The sequence below is a fragment of the Thermoplasmatales archaeon genome (genome assembly GCA_014361195.1).
Classification (GTDB): Archaea; Thermoplasmatota; E2; order UBA202; family JdFR-43; genus JACIWB01.
On sequence record JACIWA010000004.1, the window covers coordinates 1 to 21,166 of the forward strand.

Genomic DNA, 21,166 nt, shown 5'->3' on the forward strand with positions numbered 1-21,166 from the left:
AATCTTATGACCCGAAACCATATGGAAATTTAACAAGCATTCATGTCTGGGTTGAAAATGAAAATGGAAGCGTTGTTTTTGAGGACTGGAGAAATAATACAGAGATGTATTATGAAGGAGAATGGGTTACTGGAGAAAAGATTTTGAACGGGAGAGGAGGAGCATTGTATTATATGCCTAAAGATTTTGAAAGAGAAATTTTATGGACATCAAATGGAAAATTTAGGAGTATGGAAGACGTTATAAATGGAATCGGTCAGGGATGCGGTTTTGCGTTTTTATCTGGGCATGGAAGTCCTGGGTTCTGGGGCGATCATCTGCCTGGCATACCTGGAAATAGGAGAAACTCCCAGCTAGCGGGGCTTGTTGTGTCGCAAGTGAGGCCTTATTTCCCGTTTTTCGAGCTCCCGTTTTTCCCGATGGAAAAGTTATCGAATAATAATAAGCTTCCTGTTGTTGTTGTTGGGGGATGTCACAATAGCATGTTCAATGTTTCCTCAATTCCAACTGTTTTTGATATTTTCCTGCTCCTCTTATTTGGTAAAAATATATGGATGCATACATATGGCCAACTTGTTCCGGAGTGCTGGAGCTGGTATATAGTAAAATTGCCTGAGAGAGGAGCTATAGCAAGCATTGGAAATACTGGCTATGGATGGGGTTGGGAAGGAGAATTTTGTACGGTTGGAGCGGGTGATGGTTGGATAACATCTGAATTCTTCAGGCAATATGGAGAAAAAAGATACGAAATCCTGGGAGCAAATTATGTTCAAACCCTAAATAGCTATATAAGCCACTTTAAGGAATTTACCCTTCCAGAATGCTGGTGGAGCCCTGATGCTGGGTGGGACTGGATAGATGAGAAAACTGTTCAACAATGGGTTTTGCTGGGTGATCCAAGCTTAAAGCTGGGAGGATATTAGCGAATAAAGAGGAAACATTTAAATATAATAAATTCTATATAATTGAGGCTTTAACATGAAAAATAATAAGAGAGAAGCATCTTTATCTAATGTGTTTTTAAATTTCAACAGAATATGTTTTTTAGCTAAAAAAGGAGTAATACCTGAAAATAAACTAAATGAATCAATAGGTAAATAATGGTAAATATATGGATTAATTGGTCAACAAGGGAAACATATGAGACACTCCGCGGTATGGATAATATAGCTCACTACAGAGAATTTGTTAAAAAATTTCTAATGTTAGAAAGAGCCGGCGAAGGGATTTGAACCCTTGACCTGCTGATCTCTTGAGAGCTTATCTCTCTTTACAAGTCAGCCGCTCTACCGCGCTAAGCTACGCCGGCTTCAAAAGGAATTAAAACCAGATTAAAAAATTTTTCTAACAAGGATTGAAAGCGGGGTCACCATATAAAGTGAATTCATAAAGGCAAACATATTTTTTATCAAGAGCATTTGTTTCTTTTGGTTGAAAATTCCATTTTATTTTTTCAAATGGGTCTCCTGAGAAGTATAAGGGTGGTGTCCATAGAAAAGTTGAGTTTGCATCTTTTGGAAGATATGCATTCTTTGCATTTCTCAGGGCAATTCCAACAGAAGTATTATTTTCTATTAAATTCAGTATAAAGTCTTCTGCAAGCAATGCTCCAAAATGTAAATCAGGATATTTTCCATTCATTTTAAGATTAATTGATGCATTTATGTATCCATAAATACCAAAACCTTTAAAAATTAATCCGGGTTCAAGATATCCGGGGTCAGCGGTGTAGCGAGTAGATGCAACAAATGAATTTACTCCAGCATGTATATACGCCTGACTCAAACAATTTTCCGGAATAAGTCCTTCTATTTTTCCCACAAGACAGCTTTCTATGAAGGCAACACTTGGATTATATTCTGTATTTACAATATGCCTAACATCAAAACTTCCCTTACCAGATAATCCTGTTTTCAATCCAAGGCCAAATTGATCAAATTCCAGCATATCTCCCGCTTCATATAAATAATATGTTCCATGGTTAAATGCAAATATATAGTTGCTTTTTAGCTGATATTCTCCTCCCTTTCTTTTCAAAAATAAACCAACTCTTTGAGCATCAAGCCCTTTTGCTGAAAAAACATTAAATCCATTTCTTGAGAAATCGTTGCTTATCCTCGCATTTATGAAATTGCTCTCACCCGTTGGAAATTTTGTTGGCTCATTCCTTACTGGCCCAAAGCCTATAAAACTTTTTAGGATATTCATCATAGGAGAAATTATTGGAATCATCTGAAACTCTATACCCGTACCAGTTTGAACAGTTGCATTATTCTTCCAATCCCCTAACTTATTTACTATTTCATTGTAAAATATTGTTCTAGCAATGAGGGCGGAGCAATCCTGAGCATCATATCCAGTTATTCTCCCAACCGCATTTTCTTGGAAAGGATAATATGTAAATGAATCATTTTCTAAATCATTTGGATTCGGGTCAATATTTCCATATATAAAATCACTAGCGGTTCCCTGTCCAGATACATAATCACTATCTGGGTTGTAATAATAAAACATTGGAACCATTGTTGTATCTCCTATTATTGCAATATGAATTGGATTTTTTGCATAATATTTTTGCAATTCCTCCAAGTTTTTTACTCCAGATATATTTAGAAGCAATGAATTAATTCTTTCATGTATTTTTAAAACATGGTTATTGCAAGGCTCAACAAGTTTTTCATTTGATACGGGATAAATTACTCCGCTTATATCAACGTTTTCTCCACCAACAAAAGAAAAATCATCCGCAAAAACAATTCCTTTATGATATGAAGCAACATACCCAGCAAGAGAAGACAGACTTTTCATGAGAGGGAAGTTACCTCTGTCAACCCTTTCTACTTCTATTTTCATTTCATATTCTCCTTCCCTTTTAACTATCCATGTACCTATTACTTCCGCCTTGTATTCGCCAGGCGAGTTATAGACGCATGTTTGATAAGTTAATTTATCTAATGTTATTCTTCCATTTTCATCTATTTCTGGAATTCCTCCCGCAGTGGAAGCGTAGACGAAAGTTATATTGTCAGTCGCCGATAAATGGAGAAATAGCCTGTCGCCCCATTTCTCAACATCTTCACTATCTCTGTTTACTAATTCTACTCTAATAATTGCAAAATCATTGTATGGGACTTTAAAAATATGGGTTGAAGAATAATTGAAGCCAGATTTTAAAATATTAAATCCATGTAAAGTGCTTCCTGAGTTTATCTTTCCCGAAAAATTGTATTCAATTTTCTCAATAACTTTTGCATTCCCTACATCAATTGGATTTGTAATTGCAATGTATTTTATTTCTCCAAATTTCTCCTTTAAAAATTTAATCATGAATTCATTTATCCCTTCTGTACTTTCAAATTTTATGAAATCTCCATAGCCATCTATGTCACCACATATATAGGTCCTTTTTACTCCTAACTCTTTCAATCTCTCCTTTATTTCCTCAATTTTATTTACGACAAAAATAGGAATGTTCTTATAGCTTCCCAGGCAAGTAATTGCAACCCCCAGCTTATATCCTTCGGAATCATTCTTTATTATTATTGCCTCCTCGCTTTTCTGCCACATTTTTGAAATATAAATGCTCGCATCCACAACATCCTTATTTGAAATTATTACAGCATTCTCTACCCCATATAACTTTTTGAATCTTTCAATTGCAGTAGAAGGATTAGAGAAGTTTTCAACTAGCAATGGCTTAACATGAATATTTTTATCATAAAAAATTGCAATAGGTGTAGCAATTAATGCATAGAAAGGATTTTCATCACTTACTATTACAGTAAATGCCTCTCTGTTTTCAGTATGCCCGACACTAAAGTTGTTAGGAAAAATAATGAGGATTATTGCAAAAACAAGAATTTTTTTCATGTTTTTTCTCTTTCTGTCTTAATAATGCTGTATAGCAAACCAAGAAATCCAAAGCCGATGAAGAAGACACTCACCGAATATATACCTATGTCACTCCATGCATTATATTTAAGATTCCATAGTATATAGTAAGCTACCCCTGCCAATATTACAAGCAAACAGAATATTATTCTCGCATTTATTTTCATTTTTATCACTCTTAAAGTGGGAGCACTGGGATTTGAACCCAGGTCGGCGGGTCTCTTCTATGGGTCATCGCTCCAGTTATTCCTCACTTTTCGGATGACCCTCTTTAAATCATCCCCATAACTGGAGCCCGCAATGATCCCTGGCTACACCATGCTCCCACAATTCGTAGTATCACTTTGATATTTAAATTTTTTACGGAAATGAAATCAAAAATTGAAATCAAAAAAAAGATATATCCTTTTTTGATTATTTGGATATGCCAGTTATAACTATAAATTGCAATGATTTAATTGAACTTATTGGAGGGAAATTAGAGAGAGAAGAAGCATTGGAAAAAATTTCGGATATGGGATTAAATATAGAAAAAGTTGAAGGAGATGAAATTTCAATAGAGATTTTTCCAGATCGCCCAGATATGCTAAGTGTTGAAGGAATTGCAAGATCTCTAAGAAGTTTTTTTGGGATAGAGAGGGGATTAAAAAAATATAGAATAGAAAAATCTGATATTGTTTTAAAAGTTGAAAAAAGTGTTAAAAATGTGCGCCCTTGCATAATGGGATGTTTAATAAAGAATATAAAATTCAATAGCGAATCAATAGCATCCTTGATGGAATTGCAGGAAAAACTTCATTTTTCTGTAGGGAAAAATAGAAAAAAAGTTGCTATAGGTGTGCATGATTTTGATAAAGTCCAGCCACCTTTTGTTTATAAAGGAGTTAAGCCAGATGAAATAAGATTTGTCCCTCTTGCAAGTGAGGAAGAAATGAATCTCAGGGAAATCCTCATGAAACATGAAAAAGGCATTGCCTATGCACATTTATTGGAAGGAAAAGAATTATATCCAATAATAGTTGATAGATATGAGAATATCCTATCATTTCCACCTATTATAAATGGTCAGCTAACAGCGGTTACTGAAGAAACAAAAAACGTATTTATAGATGTTACCGGAACTGAAGAAAAAGCGGTAAGAAATGCCCTAATAATAATATCTACTTCTCTTGCGGAAAGAGGAGGAAAAATTTATCAGATTAAAATAGAGGATGAGGTTGAAAAACACACTCCAGAATTTGAAAATTCAAAAAATGAAGTTGAGATTGAATATATAAAAAGATTGCTGGGTTTAGATGAAAAAGAAAGAATTATTGAAGCATTAGAAAAAATGGGACATGAAGCATATTTTGAAGGAGATAAAATAGTTGTTTCCTCTCCTCCTTGGAGGATAGATATTCTGCACAAAATTGATATAATTGAGGATATAGCCAAAGGTTATGGATATGAGAAATTCGTTGAAACATTGCCAAAGTCGCTTACATTTGGCTCTTCTTTTTCTAATGAAAAACTGCATCTTACAATGATTGGTTTGGGTTTTAATGAAATTTTAACATTAAACCTCTCTGGCAAAGATAAAGAATTTAGAAAGATGGAAATTGATGGAAATGCGGTTGAAATGGAAAATCCAATTTCAAGTGAGCATGAAATAGTTAGGCAGTCATTAATTCCTTCATTGCTTGACATTCTTTCAAAAAATAAACACCACGATTTGCCACAGCAGATATACGAAGTAGGGGATGTTATTAAAATAAAGAATAAAAAAATAGAGCAAAAAACTCTATTGGCGGGAGTGAAAATAGACGCCAGAGCAAATTTCAGCGAGTGTAAATCAATTGTTGAAGCCATTTTGAGAAATTTTGGCAAGAATATGGAGCTAGAAGAAAAAAAGCATCCTTCTTTCATAGACGGGAGATGCGCTTCCTTGCTTTGGGAAGGGAAGGAAGTTGGTTACTTTGGAGAAATAAAGCCATCTGTTATATGCAATTTTGAACTTTCTTACCCAATAATTGCCTTCGAAATTGATGCCTCATTTCTTCTTTCTAAGAAATAGTGCAAAGGCGATTAACAATAAAGCAATTCCGAAGCCTGGCGTCCTGAGGGGCTCGGGGCGGGGCAAATCTGTTGGGATCGGTGATGCTTCTCTTCCTATTATTTCATCGTCTGTGGTTTGGAAGGAATATTTCCCGCCATATATTTTGTTTGAGCAAGGGGAGTTTATACCCGGGAAGTAATGAATTACTTCCACAAATACTTCAATGTCGGTTATTGAATTCTTCTTCCACCCTTCATATACAGGAGAAGTGGAATAAATTAAATAATCACCCTTTTCTCCAGTTTTTGTTGCATTTATTTCCTTACCATTAATTTTGTAGAATACCCTAAAACCTTTTTTACTTATATTTTTATAAACCATTATCTCGATTTCATCTGAAGAATTTAAAACCTCTTTGCCACTTAATTTTATTAAATCATTTTTATACCTAACTTTTCCTTCATATTTCCCTTCATTATTGTTTTTATCTCTTGCAATGACTGTATAGTTCTCTACTGGGTAACTTATATTATATGAATAAATTGAATTGTTGCCTTTCTCCATTTCGTATTCTTTTCCGGACAGATTTATTATAACATCTTTTACATATAAATTATCTGTTACATGGGCAAAAATAGTTATTGTCCCATTTTCTTGTTGTAATTCTGGCAGTGCAATTATTTCTATTTTTGGAGGAGAAGCATCGTAGAATGGGGGATTTATAAAAAGTATAAAAAATGCTAACCAGGTTAGGAAATAATAAAAGATGGAAGAAATCCAGTCTTTTTTATTAAAATTTTTGATATCCAGTTTAACTATTTGAAATAATTTTGCTAGGAAACCGACTGAAGCGATCCCGAGTAAAAAACATAGAGGCCATCTTATGTTCATGGGTAAATTGATCCAGAAGAAGGTGCATAAAATTGCCATTATAATTCCAAATATAAAGGATACAAAATATATTTTTGCCTTTTTTCTTTCTTTTTCCTTGAATTTTTTCTCATCAAATTCCGTAAGTTTTATTTCCTCATTTTCCATATTTGCTATATCAAATCAATTAAAAAAGTTTGCATTGATGATAAATGCTAACAATTGCCATGGAAAATAAAAAAACGAAATAAATATATATTGTTTTTTTCTATAATTTTGGAAGGATAGGCTGGTTGCAAAGGCATCCCATCCCCTCCCAAAAGATGCTTTTTTGGCCTGTCCTTCCATATATTTTATCAACTTATTTGGAAAAATTAAAACTAGCAAAAATTTTAATATAAATAATTATTTACCAGTGGTGATAAATATGAAGAAGCTTGCAATATTTATAGTAGGAATGCTTGTTTTTTCTGGATTAGTAATTTCAAACAATCCACCAGAGAAACCAACAGTGAATGGGCCAACAAGTGGTGAAGCGGGAAAAGAATATACTTTTACAGCGGTTGCAAATGACCCGGATGGAGATAGAATATTCTATTGCTTCAATTGGGGAGATGAAAATGAATTCTGCACACCATATGTAAATTCTGGTCAGCCATATGAAGCAAAGCATACATGGCAGGAAAAAGGTACATATGTAATCACTGTGACAGCAACAGATGAGCATGGGGCAAAGAGTGAGCCAGCAACCTTGCAAGTAAGCATGCCTAAGAGCCAGAGCATTGGATATAGTGGAAGATTGAGAATATATATTGTTGAACCAAAGTCGAGATGGAACGATTACAACAAAAATCCATACAATTTTGGTTTCCTTGAGTTTGCTTATGATGGAAATGTTAATGTTCCCTATATGGAAAAAACAAATATAGAAGTGGACTGGGTTCCATCTCAATCAAATTATCCGGATGTAAAGGAAGACAATATAATGGTAATAGCTGCTCTATTCAACCCATCGCCTCACAAAGGATATGCATATCCTCCGAGCAGAAACCCATTTAATGCATATTATATTGATGCTTGCGCTGCCGCAACGCCCGGGGCGGAGGGGAGCAATATAAGAAATGATGAGACTACCCATACTGTTTTTATAGAGGTGGCGACCGCAACATATTGCCCATATTGCCCAGCGATGGGAGGAGCGTTGAAAAGCATTTTTGATAAGCATAAATATCCTCTCTACTATGTTTCAATGATAGGAGATGTTAATAGTGTTGCTTACAATAGGCTGAAAAATGATTATAATCTTTATGGATACCCAACCGCCTTCTTTGATGGAGGGAGAAAGGTAATCGTCGGGGGAATAAGCAATGAAGCAACATATGAAAATGCAATAAGCTATTGCATGGGTCAAGATGTTCATGATTTAAATTTATGGCTTAAGGTTGATTGGCTTACTGGATGTGAGTGTGGTACTATTGTGAGAATAAATGTTACTATAGAAAATCTTGAGATGGGAGATGTAACACCTCCACAAATAGTTGTTGAGAAACCAAAGAAAGGGTACCTCTATATATTTGATAGAGAAATAATATCACTGCCAATAGAAACCGCAATAGTTATTGGAAAAATAACTTTGAAAGCAAATGTTACGGATGACTCTGGAGTTAAAAATGTTATTTTCACAGTTTGTGGAGAAGTGTTGCTTGATGACTATGACCCACCCTATGAATGCTTATATGATGGAACTTTTGGAAGTCATACTCTCATAATAGGCGCATATGATGCAAATGGAAACTATGCGGAAGAGCAAATTTATCTATATGTAATAAATATATGAGAGCATGAAGAAGCTTGCAATATTTATAGTAGGAATGCTTGTTTTTTCTGGATTAGTAATTTCAAACAATCCACCAGAGAAACCAACAGTGAATGGGCCAACAAGTGGTGAAGCGGGAAAAGAATATACTTTTACAGCGGTTGCAAATGACCCGGATGGAGATAGAATATTCTATTGCTTCAATTGGGGAGATGAAAATGAATTCTGCACACCATATGTAAATTCTGGTCAGCCATATGAAGCAAAGCATACATGGCAGGAAAAAGGTACATATGTAATCACTGTGACAGCAACAGATGAGCATGGGGCAAAGAGTGAGCCAGCAACCTTGCAAGTAAGCATGCCAAAAACACTTTCATCTTGTAGAATAACAAAGCCCAGGAATGGAATATATATCTTTGGAATAAAGGTGATTCCAGTAATAGGGCAAATTGTAATAGGGAAAATAAATGTAGAAGTATATGCGACATCAGATATCCAGGTTGTTGATTTCCTGCTTCCAATGGCCTGCGGGTGCGGGTTGAAGGTGATGCACACTGATAAAGAGAGACCTTTTGAGTGGGGATGGAGTGAGGATTATGATAACAATGATGTTATAGATGAGAAATTTACCCAGATAATTGTCAAGGGATACACTTCTGCATGGGATGAATACAGGGATGAAATAGTGCTTTATAAGGTGAAAATATGAAGAAAGCGATTCTTTTCCTCCTCCTTTTTTCTTCTTTTGCATCTGCAGTAAATGTTACCTGGGAGCCAGCAAATCCGGGAGTTGGAGATGTTGTAACAGTATATGCGGAAATAGAGAATGTAACAAGTACAAGTGTAGTAAAGCTTAAATATTGTCCAACTGAAGAGACATGCTTTTATGAAAACATGAAATATGAAAATGGGAAATGGGTTGCAAAATTCAATGCTACAAATGAAGGGGATTATGAAATTGCGGTAATTGTTGATGGAAATGTTGTTAAGGAAGCTTTTATAAAGGTAAAAAGTAAAAGTACTCCAGGGTTTGAAATTATTTTGTTCTCGATAGCTATTTTAATAATGGCAAAAATTAAAATTAGAAAATAAATTCATTAGCATGAAAAAATATCTGGCATTGCTTTGCTTGATTCCCTTAATTTTCATAGTCAGGGCAAATGCCTTTGTTTTTTGCGAGGAAGCAACTACAACAACCTGCACCGCCTGCCCTGATGTGAGTGAGATTATTTATGAAATTTATAATTCCCGCCAGTATCCCTTTTATTTTGTTTCGCTTGTAGCGGATAAAAACAGTGATGCAAATGAAAGGGTGAATGAATACAATGTTTATGGCTATCCGACCTTATTTTTTGATGGAGGTTATGAAGTTATTTTTGGTAAAAAGAGTAAATCAGATTATATAAATGCGATTGAGAAATCTATAGAAAGGAAAAGAGCAAATATAAAAATTTCAATGAGGGTTATATGGAGAGATAGCAGGCTAAATATCTCTCTCGAAATAGAAAATGGCGAAGATAGAATTTACGAAGGTTATCTAAAGGTTTATGTTGTTGAGCCATTATCGAGATGGAAAGATGCAAAAGGAAATCCATTTCATTTTGCCCTCCTTGGATATGCTTTCAAGGATAGGATTAGCATAGAAAAAAACGGAAGAATGAAAATAAATGCAAACTGGAATGAGCCAACAAGCAAAGAGAATGTGATGGCAATAGCGGTTGTTTTCAGCAATCAATCAGAAACAAGATATTCATACCCCCCAACTAACACACATCCCTTTTCTGCGCACTTCGTGGATGCATGTGTTGCCAGCCCGCCAGCGGAGGATGCGCCACCCGCCTTGTATTTTTTGAAAAAGCCAGAGGAAGTTTGGGGTTATAGAAATGTGTCTTTTGAGTGGAGTGGGGAAGATGAGGGTGAAATTCTTTATTCTTATAAGTTAAATGACGGGGATTGGAGTGAGTGGAGCTATGTTAAAAGAGTTGAATATAATTTAAGCGATGGAGAATATGAATTTTTTTTGAGAGGGAAAGATAATATAGGGCAGATAAGCGAAATATCCTACAGGTTTTCAGTGGATACATCTCCTCCAAAAGTTGTTTATCATTATCCAGAAAATAAATCAGAAAATATTCCTGTTCATGCATCGATTACGATAAAATTTTCTCATGAAATGAATAAAAGCGTTGAAATAGAAATATTCCCAAATGCACCATATAGTATAGAATGGAAAAATGAAAAAGAGTTGATTTTAAAACCTTATTTGGAGCATGAAACTACTTATACTATAAAAATAAAGAATGCATCCCGCACAAGTGGTCAAAAAATGGCTGAATTTTATTTTTCATTTAAAACATCTCCAGCGGATATTATTTCCCCAGAAATTGTTTATGTTGAGCCATTTGATAGTGAGCTATATGAATTTATAAAAATTAAATTCTCGAAACAGATGAATACAATCCTTCATAATGCAATAAGGATAGAGCCATTTATTCCATTTACATATGAATGGAAAGAGAATGATTCTTTACTTCTCATTTATTTAAAATATTATGTGCCAGGAAAATACAATGTTAAAATAACAAAATATATGGAGGATAAAAATGGAAATACTTTGGACAGTGAATACTCTTTTTCTTTCTCAATAACAAACCCGAGCATATTATCAACAAATATTATTAATGGAGAAGAAAATGTTTCGATACATGAAATAGTTGAGATAAAGTTTTCCAATAAAATGAATGAGAGTTCTGTTGAAAAAAATCTGTTTGTTTATCCTCCTTCAAAAACTTTTTATGAATGGAATGGAAACAGGCTAATATTGAAAATTGAATTTGAAAAAGGTAAAAAATATTTTATAAATATTTCAAAAAATGCAGAAGATGCAAGAGGGCTAAATTTAATCGAAGATTTCTCTCTTTCCTTCACAACTGAAAAAGAAATAGAAAGAAAGAATGAAGCACCTTCCTTTTCTTTTACTCTTATCTTAATTTCTTTTCTTATTTTCTATTTGGTAAGAAAGAGGAAATAAGGGTCAATTAAAATAATAACAAACTATTCTGGTTTAGCTATTCTTCACACTTCTTTTTAATTCTTATCCTAAAAAATAATTTTCTCCATGATATATGCAGGGGAGCCATCTGTATAAAAATCTTCAATTATATCTTTTATCGCAAATCCATTTTTTTGATAAAATTTTATCGCTCCTTCATTATCTACTCTCACTTCAAGAAAAATTCTTCTTACTTCTGGAAATCTTATAGCAAGCTCTCTTAAAAGGGATTTTCCTATGCTCTGTCTCCTGTACTTTTTGCTTACCGCGAGCATTAAAACTCTTAAATCAGTTTTTGAAACCTTCACGCTTATGATAAAGCCCACAACTTCATTATTTTTTTCCGCAACCAAAAAGCCATCTGGATATGATGTCCACAAATAAATTAAAAAATCCGATGAATATTTTTCTGGAAATGACTCATTCGCAATTTTTAATACCGCATCCAAATCCCTGTATTCAAATTTTCTTATTGCCATTTAAATTCAAGAGCATTTTTCGGGCAAGAAGTAATGCATTTTCCGCATCTTATGCATTCATTGCTCTTATTCTCATAAGGCATTTCTATCTGCATCGGGCACACTTGAGAGCACTTAAAGCATTTTATACATTTTTCCTCATCATATTTAATCTGCAAAAAGCTTATTTTATTGAAGCAAGCCATCATTGCTCCAACAGGGCAGAGATATCTACACCATCCTCTCGATATGATAACTATCAGAATTAAAAAGGATGCAACAAAAATCATTTTTGGATAGAAGAAAATAGTGAATGTATAACCTGTTGGATTAATTAATAGATATGGCAATGTGCCTGTTAAACCACCTATCGGGCAGATATCAGTATAAGCCAGTTTTCCTGTAAAAAAGCATGCAAATGGAATTGCAAGAAGAATTAAATATTTAGCATATCTAAATTTCTTATCCTTCCTTTCCACCCTTTTTCCCTTAACCAGATCCTGCAAAAACCCAATTGGACACGCCCATCCACATGCACCCCTTCCAAAAACAATGCTGACAGTAAAAATCACTCCAAAAAGATATATCAAAAGATAAAAAGCCCTGTCCGCAAATGCATGCTCAAGCACCCCGATCGGGCAGGCGGCAAGCGCAAAAGGGCTTTCCCAGCAATAAAAATATGAATAAATCAGGCCAGTCGCTCCAAAAATGAAGGAAAGGTTGCTTATCAGGAGGAATGAAATTTGAGAGGCGAATCTTTTTTTCTGCAAGCCAGAGGATTTTTTTAAGGCAAAAAATGAGGCGATTGCGAGAGGAATGCATATATAAGCAAATGGACAGGAATGGCAATTTAAATTGCAGACCATTTTTCATCCCTTGCTCTTTCCAGTATATTTTTTAGTTCCTCTATTGAGGGTCTTCCTCCTTTTCCGTCAGGTGGGCCGGAAAAGGAATACCAGTAGATTTTATCATTTTTTTCGAACATTATTACTGTTGTTGGAACCGATCTTTTTGAATTATAAACTATTATTGTGTCTTCTCTGTCATCAGATATGTCTATTGTGAAAAGAATGGCATAACTAAAATTTTCGCTGAATTTTCCATCTTTTTCATTTCCTTCCACCATGCCCGCTTTCTTCATTTCTTCCCATTGCTGGTTGCACGGCTCACAAGCGGGGCCATAGAAGAAAATCATCAAAACTTTATCTTTTGAATAATTTAAAGCCCATTGGGGATGGGATGGTATGCCACTCATTCCATAGCCATGAGGATATTCAATCCAAAATTCCTCAAATTTTTGAGATTTTGAAATTATTGCAATGCATCCCTGACAGACCATTTCATTCAGCTCCTTTGTTTTTTTATATCTTGTATATGCTCCTGAAATAAGAAGAATAATTGATATTGCTAGAAATATTTTTTTCATATTCCTATCTGCAATGGATTTACAATTTTCTTTAGCACCGCAATTGCGGAAAGTGAAGCGAGATAACTTGTGCTGGGATTTTTCGGGTTTGGCAGATTTTCCACTTCCGCTCTCAGTCTTCCAAATTTCCCATGTGCAAGTATCTTGTGGCTGTTGTATTTTATAACTGGATCCGCTACAATTTTAACTTTTGTATTATCAAATCCAATGCCCGCTAAAGAGAGGCAAGCTGCAACATTTATATTCTTCGGAAAATGCTTCACCGCTTCTCTTGCATTTCCTTCATAAATAACCGTCCTTCTGTCAAAATGCATTCCAAAAGCTTCTGGTGCTTTTGTCGTTACAAGAGTAACTTCATCAAGCCCTCCTATGCTCGCCGCCTTTATTGCATCTAAGCCAGCAACCGCCCCAGATGGAAGATATATTTTAGCTTTTCCTTCTTTTGCCTTCCTGATCAATCTCTCTCTGAATTCATCATCAAAGAGTGCTCCTATTGTCATTATTACCAAATCTTTTCCTTTGCTCACTATTTTTTCCGCATATTCATAAACCGCCTTTTGCGAGGCAGCTTCAAAAACAAAATCTACCTTATCAAGAAATTTTTCCACTTTTTCAAATTTTGCTTTTCTAAGCTCTTCCGCAAGATTTTTTGCTTTTTCCTCTATTATATCATAAAGATAAATCTCTTCAATTTCCTCAATTTCATCCGCAGCTCTTGCAACATCGGTTCCTATTGCTCCACAACCTATTATGCCCAGTTTCATCTAAGCAAATAGTATTTTGTTATATAAATAACTATCCCTGTTTATTCTTTTATTTTTGCTGCAGACCTTGCTATCATTATTGTTGCTATAACCGCTATAATCGTAACTATTATTGCATATGCAAGCATCGCGGGTATTGATTCCTGCCCACCAAATACCGCTTTGAATATTGCAAGAATTGCCCCATTCCAGGCAAGGGCGGCAACAAGTCCAAAGGCAGCTGTTATAAGAGAGGTCATTGCCTTAATTACCTCTCCCTTTAAGCTCATAATAGAAATTATCTTAATAATATTTAAATATTTTGCAATTTTTGTTTTTTTTTACAAAAACGCATTTTATTTATACCATTTTTATATAATATCGTGGAAAAATTAGAAAAATTGAAAGAAAAAAGGAATGCAATTATACTTGCTCACAACTATCAACTTCCCGAAATACAGGATATAGCAGATTTTATTGGTGACTCCCTTGCCCTTGCAATGAAAGCAAAAGAAACAGATGCGAATGTAATAATTTTTTGTGGAGTTGATTTCATGGCAGAAACCGCAAAAATATTAAATCCAGAAAAAGTTGTCATTCATCCTGAAAAGCAAGCAATGTGTCCGATGGCAAAAATGGTTGATGTTGAATCTTTATTGAAGAAAAAAGAAGAGTGTGGATATGAGATTGTTTCATATGTGAATACTTCAGCGGATGTAAAAGCAATCAGTGATGTTTGTTGCACTTCTTCAAATGCGGTAAAAGTTGTAAGCAAAATGAAAAATGGGGTAATATTTACTCCAGATGAAAATTTAGGGAAATATGTTAAAAGATTTGTTAAAGATAAAGATATTTATCTCTGGCCAGGCTTCTGCCCGACGCATGTAAATATTGAGAAGGAGGATATATTAAAAATAAAAAAAGAGCATCCTTTTGCGGAAATAATTGTTCATCCTGAATGCAAAGAAGATGTTATTGATATTGCGAATAAAGTTGCTTCCACTGAAGGAATGATAAAATATGCAAGGGAATCTAAATCAAAGGAATTTATAGTTGGAACAGAAAAGGAATTATGTTATAGAATGAAAAAAGAAATGCCTGAAAAGAATTTTTATTGTTTGGAAAAAGCTATTTGCTCTAATATGAAAAAAATAACTCTTGAAAAAGTTTTAAGAAGTATGGAAAAAATGGAACCTGAAATAAAATTGAGCGATGATATAATTGAAAATGCAAGGAAGCCACTTCAAAGAATGATAGAAATAGGGAGAGGAGATTAAAAAGTAAAAGATAAAATATTAAAAATATTACAATCGGAATATGAAAATTAAAGGGTTGATATTATCAAGGATTTTAGAAGCAATAATATTTGCTATAGGTATTTTCAGCATATATAAAGGTTATTTTGCTCAATCTCTTGCATGCTTTGTTGGTCTATTTTTATCTCTTATGCCAACAATTATAAAGAGGAATTTGAAAATATCTCTTCCATGGTTATTTGAGTTCCTTATTGTTTTTTCTGTATCATTGCATATATGGGGTGGGGCGCTTGGCCTTTATTCCCTGCCTTTCTATGATAAATTTGCGCACTTTATTGTGTCCGCTATTATTTCTTTTTTTGCTCTTATGGTTGTTTATATTTTGACTGTTTTTTCTCCCCGCCTTTATATGGATTCCTTGACAATGATGTTTTTTATTATAATTTTCAGTCTTGCAATAGGGGGGCTATGGGAAATTGCTGAATTTTTTTATGATAAGTTTTTCTTTGGTTATTCCGCATCCCAAATAAGCTTGGATAATACAATGGGTGATTTAATTGCTGATCTCTTAGCGGGGATAATTATAGCTATATTTGGAACAATTGCAATAAGAAGAGGGGAATTTAAGGATATATTGCACATGGCTCATAAACATAGAGATAAATTTATTTATACAAGAGGGAGGGCAATAAAAGCTCTGGAAGAGGCAATTGAAAAAGAAAAAGTGGATGAGAAAGTTTTACCAATAGTGGAGAAGATAAATAAGAAAGAGGATTTTTTTACAACAAGCAGTTGTGCGGGAAGGATAGTAATTATAGAAGTACCTCATTTTGGAATGAAAAGAAATGCTCGCTTCCTAGGGAAATGGCATGATAAAATTGATGAAAAAGATTTAAGAAATGCAATTAAAAAAGCAAAAAAGGGAGAGATATGGTTTTTGGTTCAATCCCCGATTTTCCATATTTCGACAATTTCGATAGAGAATGCAAAAAAAATTTTGAGCATAGCAAATAATAGCGGGTTTAAATATTCCTCAATAAAAAATTTCAATGGAAGATTTATTGTTGAAATTTTGAGCAGTGAAAGAATAGATGTTCCAATTGGGAAAGATGGGAGGATATTTGTAAGTGATGAATATCTGGAAATATTGAGGGATATAGCCAATCATATGATTGAAGTTATTGATGGAAAGTTGAAAAGGCTTGAAAAAAATATTGAAAATATGATGTAAATGAAAATTATTTAAAAAGATTTTAAATTATACTCATGCGCGCGATTATGCGATGCCTGATAGCTCAATGCTTAATAATTTCCATGCTTTTCATAATCCTCGCTAATGGCGATGAAGAAAATGAAATAAATGTTGCAATATATTTTTCAGGAGTTAAAAGATATGCGGAAGAAATAAAAGATGCAATTGAATATAGCTGGATTCACAGTGGAGAAAAATATAAAATTTCATCTGAAATAATAACTAGGAAGGATGTAATAAACGGGAAATTATCGCAATATGATGTTCTTGTTATTCCAGGCATCGCCCGCCCCTATCTGGATGCGATTGATGCGAGATGGAGGAATGAAGTGAGGAAATTTGTTGAAAATGGTGGAGGGTATATTGGAATATGTGGAGGGGCAAATCTTGCAAGTGTTGGATTTGATGGCATGGATATAAATATTGTTCTTAATCCTTTCTTGCTCAAGATAGCAAATGTTTATGTAAATGATGAGCAATATGAAGAATGGCAGTATTTATGGCGCTCCAACTGGAGATATGGAGGTGTGCCTTTAAAGATTTACATAAATTTCAGTGAAAATCCAATATTCAGCGGATTTTATGGTGAGGAGAGAAGTATAAGATACTGGGGAGGGCCAGGAATGTATGAAGCAAATCTAAAAGATGAGAAATTTGGAAAAATAGTTCCTCTCGCTACATATATAGAAGAGCCGATGGAAGTGGCACCATTGCATTACTGGAGATGGGCGGGAGGATGGATTCCTTATAAAAATATCACCACTGATATAAAGGGACAGTATGCGGTAATTTCAACTACCTATGGCAAGGGGAAAGTTGTTCTATTTGGCCCTCATCCAGAGAGAGAAACATTTTTTGATGGATATGTTGAAGAATTTCCTGTTCATGAAAAACTTTCTCCTTTTACCTGGTTTATTTATAACTGGGTGAGCAATAATTCAAGTGAGATAAGCTACAACTGGTGGATTTTGAGAAGAGCGGTTGCATGGGCTGGAAATTTTGAAATTTCTCCCGCAAGCAATACATGCATTATTATAGAAGAGCCAAGATATGGGATTTATTTAAATGGAAGAAAAATAGTTTATAGCCAGAATACAATTGTAATTGGCGCTTCAAATATATTCTGCAAGGCAATAAATACCTCTGAGAATATTCTCTATTTAGATGATGAAATTATCTATAAAGGCATAGGAGACATTCGTCTCACCATCAATTTTCCTCAAGGGATTCATATTTTAAAAGCAATAGGAAAAAATGAAAAAGAAGAAGTAAAAAATGAAGTAATAGTTTTGGGAGGATAAAGAAAGTTAGCCTAAAAAGAGTAAAAACTGCATCTATCCTGAAATCTCACAAAGATTAATTTTATTAACTAAAAACAATATATCCTTAATGAAGTTTGAGGGAAGAGATGTTATAAGTATAAGAGACTTTAGTAAGGAAGAAATTTTGCATATTCTTGATGTTGCGGAAGAAATGATTCCAATTGCAAAAGGAGAAAAGAAAAGCTCTCTTTTAAATGGCTATATCATGGCTTCCTTATTTTTTGAACCATCAACAAGAACAAGACTATCTTTTGAAGCTGCGATGAAAAGACTGGGTGGGGGAGTAATCGGCTTTGCTCAACCTGGCACAACTTCAATGCAAAAGGGAGAGACCTTAGCGGATACAATAAGGACTGCGGAAAGCTACTGCGATGTAATAGTGATGCGCCACCCCCAGGAGGGCTCCGCCCGCATGGCTGCGCAATTTGCGAGCGTGCCAGTTATAAATGGGGGGGATGGAGCGGGGCATCATCCAACCCAGTGTCTGCTTGATTTATTTACTATAAGGAGAGAGAAGGGGAATATTGAAGGAAACACTGTTGCTCTTCTTGGAGATTTGAAATACGGGAGGACTGTTCATTCCCTTGCTTATGCTCTTGCCTTGTTTGGGGTTGATATGATATTTATCTCTCCTAAAGAATTGCAGATGCCAAAAGAAGTTGTTGAGGAATGCAGGGAAATGGGGGCAAATATAGAAGTAAAAAATAGGATAGAAGATTTGGGCAATGTTGATGTTCTTTATGTTACAAGGATTCAGAGGGAAAGATTTCCTGATCCAGGGGAATATAAGAAAGTTGCGGGGAGCTACAGAATTGATATGGATATATTAAAGAAAGCGAAAGAAGACATGATAATAATGCATCCATTGCCAAGAGTTGATGAAATTTCTCCTGAAGTGGATGAAACAAAAAATGCGGTCTATTTTAAACAAACCTTCAATGGCGTGCCTGTTAGAATGGCTCTTCTTGCCCTTGTGCTCGGGGTGGTGAAATGAAGGAGCTTAAAGTCCAGCCAATAAAAAATGGAACAGTTATTGATCACATTACTCCAGGAAATGCTCTAAAAGTGCTGAAAATATTGGGAATAACTGAAAAATATGCAGATTCGGTGATAAGCATTGCAATGAATGTTGTTGGAAAAAGAGGAGTTAAAGATATAGTAAAGGTTGAAAATAGAGAAATTGATCCGAAAGAAGTGAATAAAATAGCATTAATTGCTCCAAATGCGACAATAAATATAATAAGGAATTATGAAGTAGTTGAAAAATACAAGGTTTCTATACCTGATGAAATTGTTGGAATTGTAAAATGTGCAAATCCAAATTGCATATCAAATGGTAAGGAGCCAATAGAAACAAAATTCATAGTTAAAAGCAGAAATCCGCTGAGAATAAAATGCTATTATTGTGAGAGAGAAGCGGAAGATATAGCTTCACAGATAATTTAATTCCTCGATTTTATTCCATATTTTTTTCATGAGTTTTTTAAAATTTTCATCATATTCAACAATACTTTTTCCTTCAACCATTGCTTCAATGAATTTTTTATCAAAAGGTATTTTACCAACTACTTTAATTCCATTGTCTATGCAATATTCCTCGATTTTTTTAGTCAATTCTTCATTTATATCATATTTGTTTATGATCACAACAAATTTTACTTTAAAATATTCTGCTACTTCTATTATGCGATGCATATCATGTATGGATGCTAAAGTTGGTTCCACCACAATAACAACTAAATCTGTATTTACAATGGATGCTATTACCGGACAACCTATTCCAGCAGAAGAGTCAATTAAAACAGGCTTTTTCCCTTTTTCTGAAATTTCGTTAGCTTTTTGCCTGATCTGATTGATTAATTTCCCACTTCCTTCCCCGGATGAAAGCAAACCATATACCAATTTTCCAAATCTTGTTTCCCCAACATAAATTTTTCCTGTGATTCTTTTCTTCAATTCAATAGCCTCATAGGGACAAACAATTTTGCACACCCCGCATCCCTCACATTTTTCACTTATAATTTTAAAATTCTTTATTGCTTTAAATCTGCATTCTTTTTCACATTTCCCACATTTTATGCATTTTTCATTTATTTCCGCTACTTTCATCCCTTCAAAAGAAATTTCCTCCTCTATTTTTGGATTAAAAATAAGATGGAGGTTTGGTGCGTCTACATCACAATCCGCAATAACCGCATTATTAAAGCTTGCAAAAGATGCAACGACGCTTGTTTTTCCTGTTCCTCCTTTTCCACTTGCTACCGCAACAATCATTTTACTCCCATTTTTTCCAAAATGTTGGAAACTATCTCCACGAATATATTTTTGTCCCTCCCTCCTCTTTTACAAAAGGTATGCCCGCATCACTCCCCATCACAATTTTTCTATCTATGGGTATTCTTCCCAGAAAATTTATGCCCAGCTCTTTAGCAACCTCCTCTCCTCCCCCGATCTTAAATAAATCTATATTTTCACCGCAATAAGGGCATTTGAACCCGCCCATATTTTCTATAATTCCAATAACATTCATCCCGAGATAGCGAGCGAAATTTACCGCTTTTCTGCTGTCAAGCAATGCAACATCCTGAGGAGTTGTAACTATCACCGCATTGCAACCTTTTATGGTTTGTGCTATACTCAAAGCCTCATCTCCCGTCCCCGGGGGCAGGTCAATTACAAGAAAATCCAAGTTATCCCACACCACATCCCCAATAAGCTGTTTTATTGCGCTCATTTTAAGAGGGCCACGCCATATAACAGGCATATCTTTTTCAAGAAGGAGAGCAATGGTAATCGCTTTGAGATGAGGGAAAACTTTTACAGGATTTATCCCTTTTTCATTTTCTATTCCAAGCATTTTTGCAACATTTGGTCCATGAATATCCGCGTCAAGCAATCCGGTTTCATATTGCTTCAATGCCAGAGCATATGCTAAATTTACCGCAACAGTTGTTTTACCAACCCCACCCTTTCCACTGATTATAGCTACCTTATACCTAACATTCTTCATATTTTCTTCTATTTTTTCATCCAATTCCATTC

At 34.6% G+C, this 21,166-nt stretch carries 21 protein-coding genes and 2 tRNA genes; 11 read left to right on the plus strand and 12 right to left on the minus strand.

Annotation, left to right across the window (positions count from 1 at the left end; all coding sequences use genetic code 11):
- Nucleotides 1–923 (plus strand): peptidase C25 (locus H5T44_03530; protein MBC7081297.1); only part of this gene is annotated, 923 nt, incomplete at its 5' end.
- A gap of 290 nt (nt 924–1,213) precedes the next feature.
- Here H5T44_03530 and H5T44_03535 read toward each other — a convergent pair.
- From H5T44_03535 to H5T44_03550, 4 genes are all read right to left on the minus strand, one after another.
- Nucleotides 1,214–1,309, minus strand: a tRNA-Thr gene (locus tag H5T44_03535).
- A 35-nt stretch (nt 1,310–1,344) separates the two neighbouring features.
- Nucleotides 1,345–3,870, minus strand: a complete 2,526-nt coding sequence (locus H5T44_03540) for a hypothetical protein (protein MBC7081298.1) — start codon at nt 3,868–3,870, stop codon at nt 1,345–1,347.
- Nucleotides 3,867–4,058, minus strand: coding sequence for a hypothetical protein (locus H5T44_03545; GenBank protein MBC7081299.1), 192 nt, complete (start codon nt 4,056–4,058; stop codon nt 3,867–3,869). Before H5T44_03545 ends, H5T44_03540 begins: the two co-directional genes overlap by 4 nt.
- A 17-nt stretch (nt 4,059–4,075) precedes the next feature.
- Nucleotides 4,076–4,217: transfer RNA gene (locus tag H5T44_03550), tRNA-Trp, on the minus strand.
- A 98-nt stretch (nt 4,218–4,315) separates the two neighbouring features.
- Here H5T44_03550 and H5T44_03555 point away from each other — a divergent pair.
- Nucleotides 4,316–5,944: a phenylalanine--tRNA ligase subunit beta gene (locus H5T44_03555; GenBank protein ID MBC7081300.1), complete on the plus strand. Its 1,629-nt coding sequence runs from the start codon at nt 4,316–4,318 to the stop codon at nt 5,942–5,944.
- Here H5T44_03555 and H5T44_03560 read toward each other — a convergent pair.
- Nucleotides 5,921–6,964 (minus strand): hypothetical protein, encoded by a 1,044-nt coding sequence (locus tag H5T44_03560; protein MBC7081301.1) that lies wholly within the window; start codon nt 6,962–6,964, stop codon nt 5,921–5,923. The genes H5T44_03555 and H5T44_03560 overlap by 24 nt on opposite strands.
- A gap of 250 nt (nt 6,965–7,214) precedes the next feature.
- Between H5T44_03560 and H5T44_03565 the strand changes: the two genes are divergently transcribed.
- Genes H5T44_03565 through H5T44_03580 form a run of 4 tightly spaced genes read left to right on the plus strand, consistent with a single transcriptional unit; the run spans nt 7,215 to nt 11,646 of the window.
- On the plus strand, nt 7,215–8,633 hold the full coding sequence (locus H5T44_03565; protein ID MBC7081302.1) for a PKD domain-containing protein: 1,419 nt from the start codon (nt 7,215–7,217) through the stop codon (nt 8,631–8,633).
- A 4-nt stretch (nt 8,634–8,637) separates the two neighbouring features.
- Nucleotides 8,638–9,324, plus strand: a complete 687-nt coding sequence (locus H5T44_03570) for a PKD domain-containing protein (GenBank protein MBC7081303.1) — start codon at nt 8,638–8,640, stop codon at nt 9,322–9,324.
- Complete coding sequence (locus H5T44_03575) at nt 9,321–9,707, plus strand: hypothetical protein (GenBank protein MBC7081304.1); 387 nt, start codon at nt 9,321–9,323, stop codon at nt 9,705–9,707. The genes H5T44_03570 and H5T44_03575 overlap by 4 nt, the downstream gene beginning before the upstream one ends.
- 10 nt (nt 9,708–9,717) lie before the next feature.
- Complete coding sequence (locus H5T44_03580; GenBank protein ID MBC7081305.1) at nt 9,718–11,646, plus strand: Ig-like domain-containing protein; 1,929 nt, start codon at nt 9,718–9,720, stop codon at nt 11,644–11,646.
- Nucleotides 11,647–11,714: 68 nt separating this feature from the next.
- Here the strand turns inward: H5T44_03580 and rimI are convergent, their stop codons facing one another.
- The 5 genes from rimI to H5T44_03605 are packed head-to-tail and all read right to left on the minus strand — an operon-like array spanning nt 11,715 to nt 14,584.
- On the minus strand, nt 11,715–12,146 hold the full coding sequence (gene rimI, locus H5T44_03585) for a ribosomal protein S18-alanine N-acetyltransferase (protein MBC7081306.1): 432 nt from the start codon (nt 12,144–12,146) through the stop codon (nt 11,715–11,717).
- On the minus strand, nt 12,137–12,991 hold the full coding sequence (locus H5T44_03590; protein MBC7081307.1) for a 4Fe-4S binding protein: 855 nt from the start codon (nt 12,989–12,991) through the stop codon (nt 12,137–12,139). The genes rimI and H5T44_03590 overlap by 10 nt, the downstream gene beginning before the upstream one ends.
- Nucleotides 12,976–13,551 (minus strand): hypothetical protein, encoded by a 576-nt coding sequence (locus H5T44_03595; GenBank protein ID MBC7081308.1) that lies wholly within the window; start codon nt 13,549–13,551, stop codon nt 12,976–12,978. The genes H5T44_03590 and H5T44_03595 overlap by 16 nt, the downstream gene beginning before the upstream one ends.
- A complete protein-coding gene (locus H5T44_03600; protein MBC7081309.1) occupies nt 13,548–14,315 on the minus strand; it encodes an aspartate dehydrogenase in 768 nt (255 codons plus the stop codon). The genes H5T44_03595 and H5T44_03600 overlap by 4 nt, the downstream gene beginning before the upstream one ends.
- 41 nt (nt 14,316–14,356) lie before the next feature.
- Entirely contained in the window at nt 14,357–14,584 is a 228-nt protein-coding gene (locus H5T44_03605; GenBank protein MBC7081310.1) for a hypothetical protein, read from the minus strand.
- A gap of 72 nt (nt 14,585–14,656) precedes the next feature.
- On the opposite strand from H5T44_03605, the gene nadA reads away from it, so the two are divergent.
- The 5 genes from nadA (at nt 14,657) to H5T44_03630 (ending at nt 19,570) form a co-directional block, all read left to right on the plus strand.
- Complete coding sequence (nadA, locus tag H5T44_03610; GenBank protein MBC7081311.1) at nt 14,657–15,571, plus strand: quinolinate synthase NadA; 915 nt, start codon at nt 14,657–14,659, stop codon at nt 15,569–15,571.
- Nucleotides 15,572–15,611: 40 nt separating this feature from the next.
- Nucleotides 15,612–16,781, plus strand: a complete 1,170-nt coding sequence (locus tag H5T44_03615) for a hypothetical protein (protein MBC7081312.1) — start codon at nt 15,612–15,614, stop codon at nt 16,779–16,781.
- 47 nt (nt 16,782–16,828) lie between these two features.
- Entirely contained in the window at nt 16,829–18,103 is a 1,275-nt protein-coding gene (locus tag H5T44_03620) for a hypothetical protein (protein MBC7081313.1), read from the plus strand.
- A gap of 88 nt (nt 18,104–18,191) precedes the next feature.
- The gene (gene pyrB / locus H5T44_03625) at nt 18,192–19,118 is read left to right on the plus strand and encodes an aspartate carbamoyltransferase (protein MBC7081314.1); all 927 of its coding nucleotides are present in this window, start codon (nt 18,192–18,194) and stop codon (nt 19,116–19,118) included.
- Entirely contained in the window at nt 19,115–19,570 is a 456-nt protein-coding gene (locus H5T44_03630; protein ID MBC7081315.1) for an aspartate carbamoyltransferase regulatory subunit, read from the plus strand. Before pyrB ends, H5T44_03630 begins: the two co-directional genes overlap by 4 nt.
- On the opposite strand, the gene H5T44_03635 is transcribed toward H5T44_03630, so the two are convergent.
- A complete protein-coding gene (locus H5T44_03635; GenBank protein MBC7081316.1) occupies nt 19,556–20,398 on the minus strand; it encodes an ATP-binding protein in 843 nt (280 codons plus the stop codon). The genes H5T44_03630 and H5T44_03635 overlap by 15 nt on opposite strands.
- Nucleotides 20,399–20,429: 31 nt before the next feature.
- Nucleotides 20,430–21,164 carry an Mrp/NBP35 family ATP-binding protein gene (locus H5T44_03640; GenBank protein MBC7081317.1) on the minus strand — a complete coding sequence of 245 codons (735 nt, stop codon included), beginning with the start codon at nt 21,162–21,164 and terminating at the stop codon, nt 20,430–20,432.
- Nucleotides 21,165–21,166 lie beyond the last annotated feature (2 nt).

Coding starts and splice junctions, on each gene's coding strand:
- H5T44_03540 (MBC7081298.1), bottom strand. CDS start 3,870: ATGAAAAAAATTCTTGTTTTTGCAATAATCCTCATTATTTTTCCTAAC.
- H5T44_03545 (MBC7081299.1), bottom strand. CDS start 4,058: ATGAAAATAAATGCGAGAATAATATTCTGTTTGCTTGTAATATTGGCA.
- H5T44_03555 (MBC7081300.1), top strand. CDS start 4,316: ATGCCAGTTATAACTATAAATTGCAATGATTTAATTGAACTTATTGGA.
- H5T44_03560 (MBC7081301.1), bottom strand. CDS start 6,964: ATGGAAAATGAGGAAATAAAACTTACGGAATTTGATGAGAAAAAATTC.
- H5T44_03570 (MBC7081303.1), top strand. CDS start 8,638: ATGAAGAAGCTTGCAATATTTATAGTAGGAATGCTTGTTTTTTCTGGA.
- H5T44_03575 (MBC7081304.1), top strand. CDS start 9,321: ATGAAGAAAGCGATTCTTTTCCTCCTCCTTTTTTCTTCTTTTGCATCT.
- H5T44_03580 (MBC7081305.1), top strand. CDS start 9,718: ATGAAAAAATATCTGGCATTGCTTTGCTTGATTCCCTTAATTTTCATA.
- rimI (MBC7081306.1), bottom strand. CDS start 12,146: ATGGCAATAAGAAAATTTGAATACAGGGATTTGGATGCGGTATTAAAA.
- H5T44_03590 (MBC7081307.1), bottom strand. CDS start 12,991: ATGGTCTGCAATTTAAATTGCCATTCCTGTCCATTTGCTTATATATGC.
- H5T44_03595 (MBC7081308.1), bottom strand. CDS start 13,551: ATGAAAAAAATATTTCTAGCAATATCAATTATTCTTCTTATTTCAGGA.
- H5T44_03600 (MBC7081309.1), bottom strand. CDS start 14,315: ATGAAACTGGGCATAATAGGTTGTGGAGCAATAGGAACCGATGTTGCA.
- H5T44_03605 (MBC7081310.1), bottom strand. CDS start 14,584: ATGAGCTTAAAGGGAGAGGTAATTAAGGCAATGACCTCTCTTATAACA.
- H5T44_03615 (MBC7081312.1), top strand. CDS start 15,612: ATGAAAATTAAAGGGTTGATATTATCAAGGATTTTAGAAGCAATAATA.
- H5T44_03620 (MBC7081313.1), top strand. CDS start 16,829: ATGCGATGCCTGATAGCTCAATGCTTAATAATTTCCATGCTTTTCATA.
- pyrB (MBC7081314.1), top strand. CDS start 18,192: ATGAAGTTTGAGGGAAGAGATGTTATAAGTATAAGAGACTTTAGTAAG.
- H5T44_03630 (MBC7081315.1), top strand. CDS start 19,115: ATGAAGGAGCTTAAAGTCCAGCCAATAAAAAATGGAACAGTTATTGAT.
- H5T44_03635 (MBC7081316.1), bottom strand. CDS start 20,398: ATGATTGTTGCGGTAGCAAGTGGAAAAGGAGGAACAGGAAAAACAAGC.
- H5T44_03640 (MBC7081317.1), bottom strand. CDS start 21,164: ATGGAATTGGATGAAAAAATAGAAGAAAATATGAAGAATGTTAGGTAT.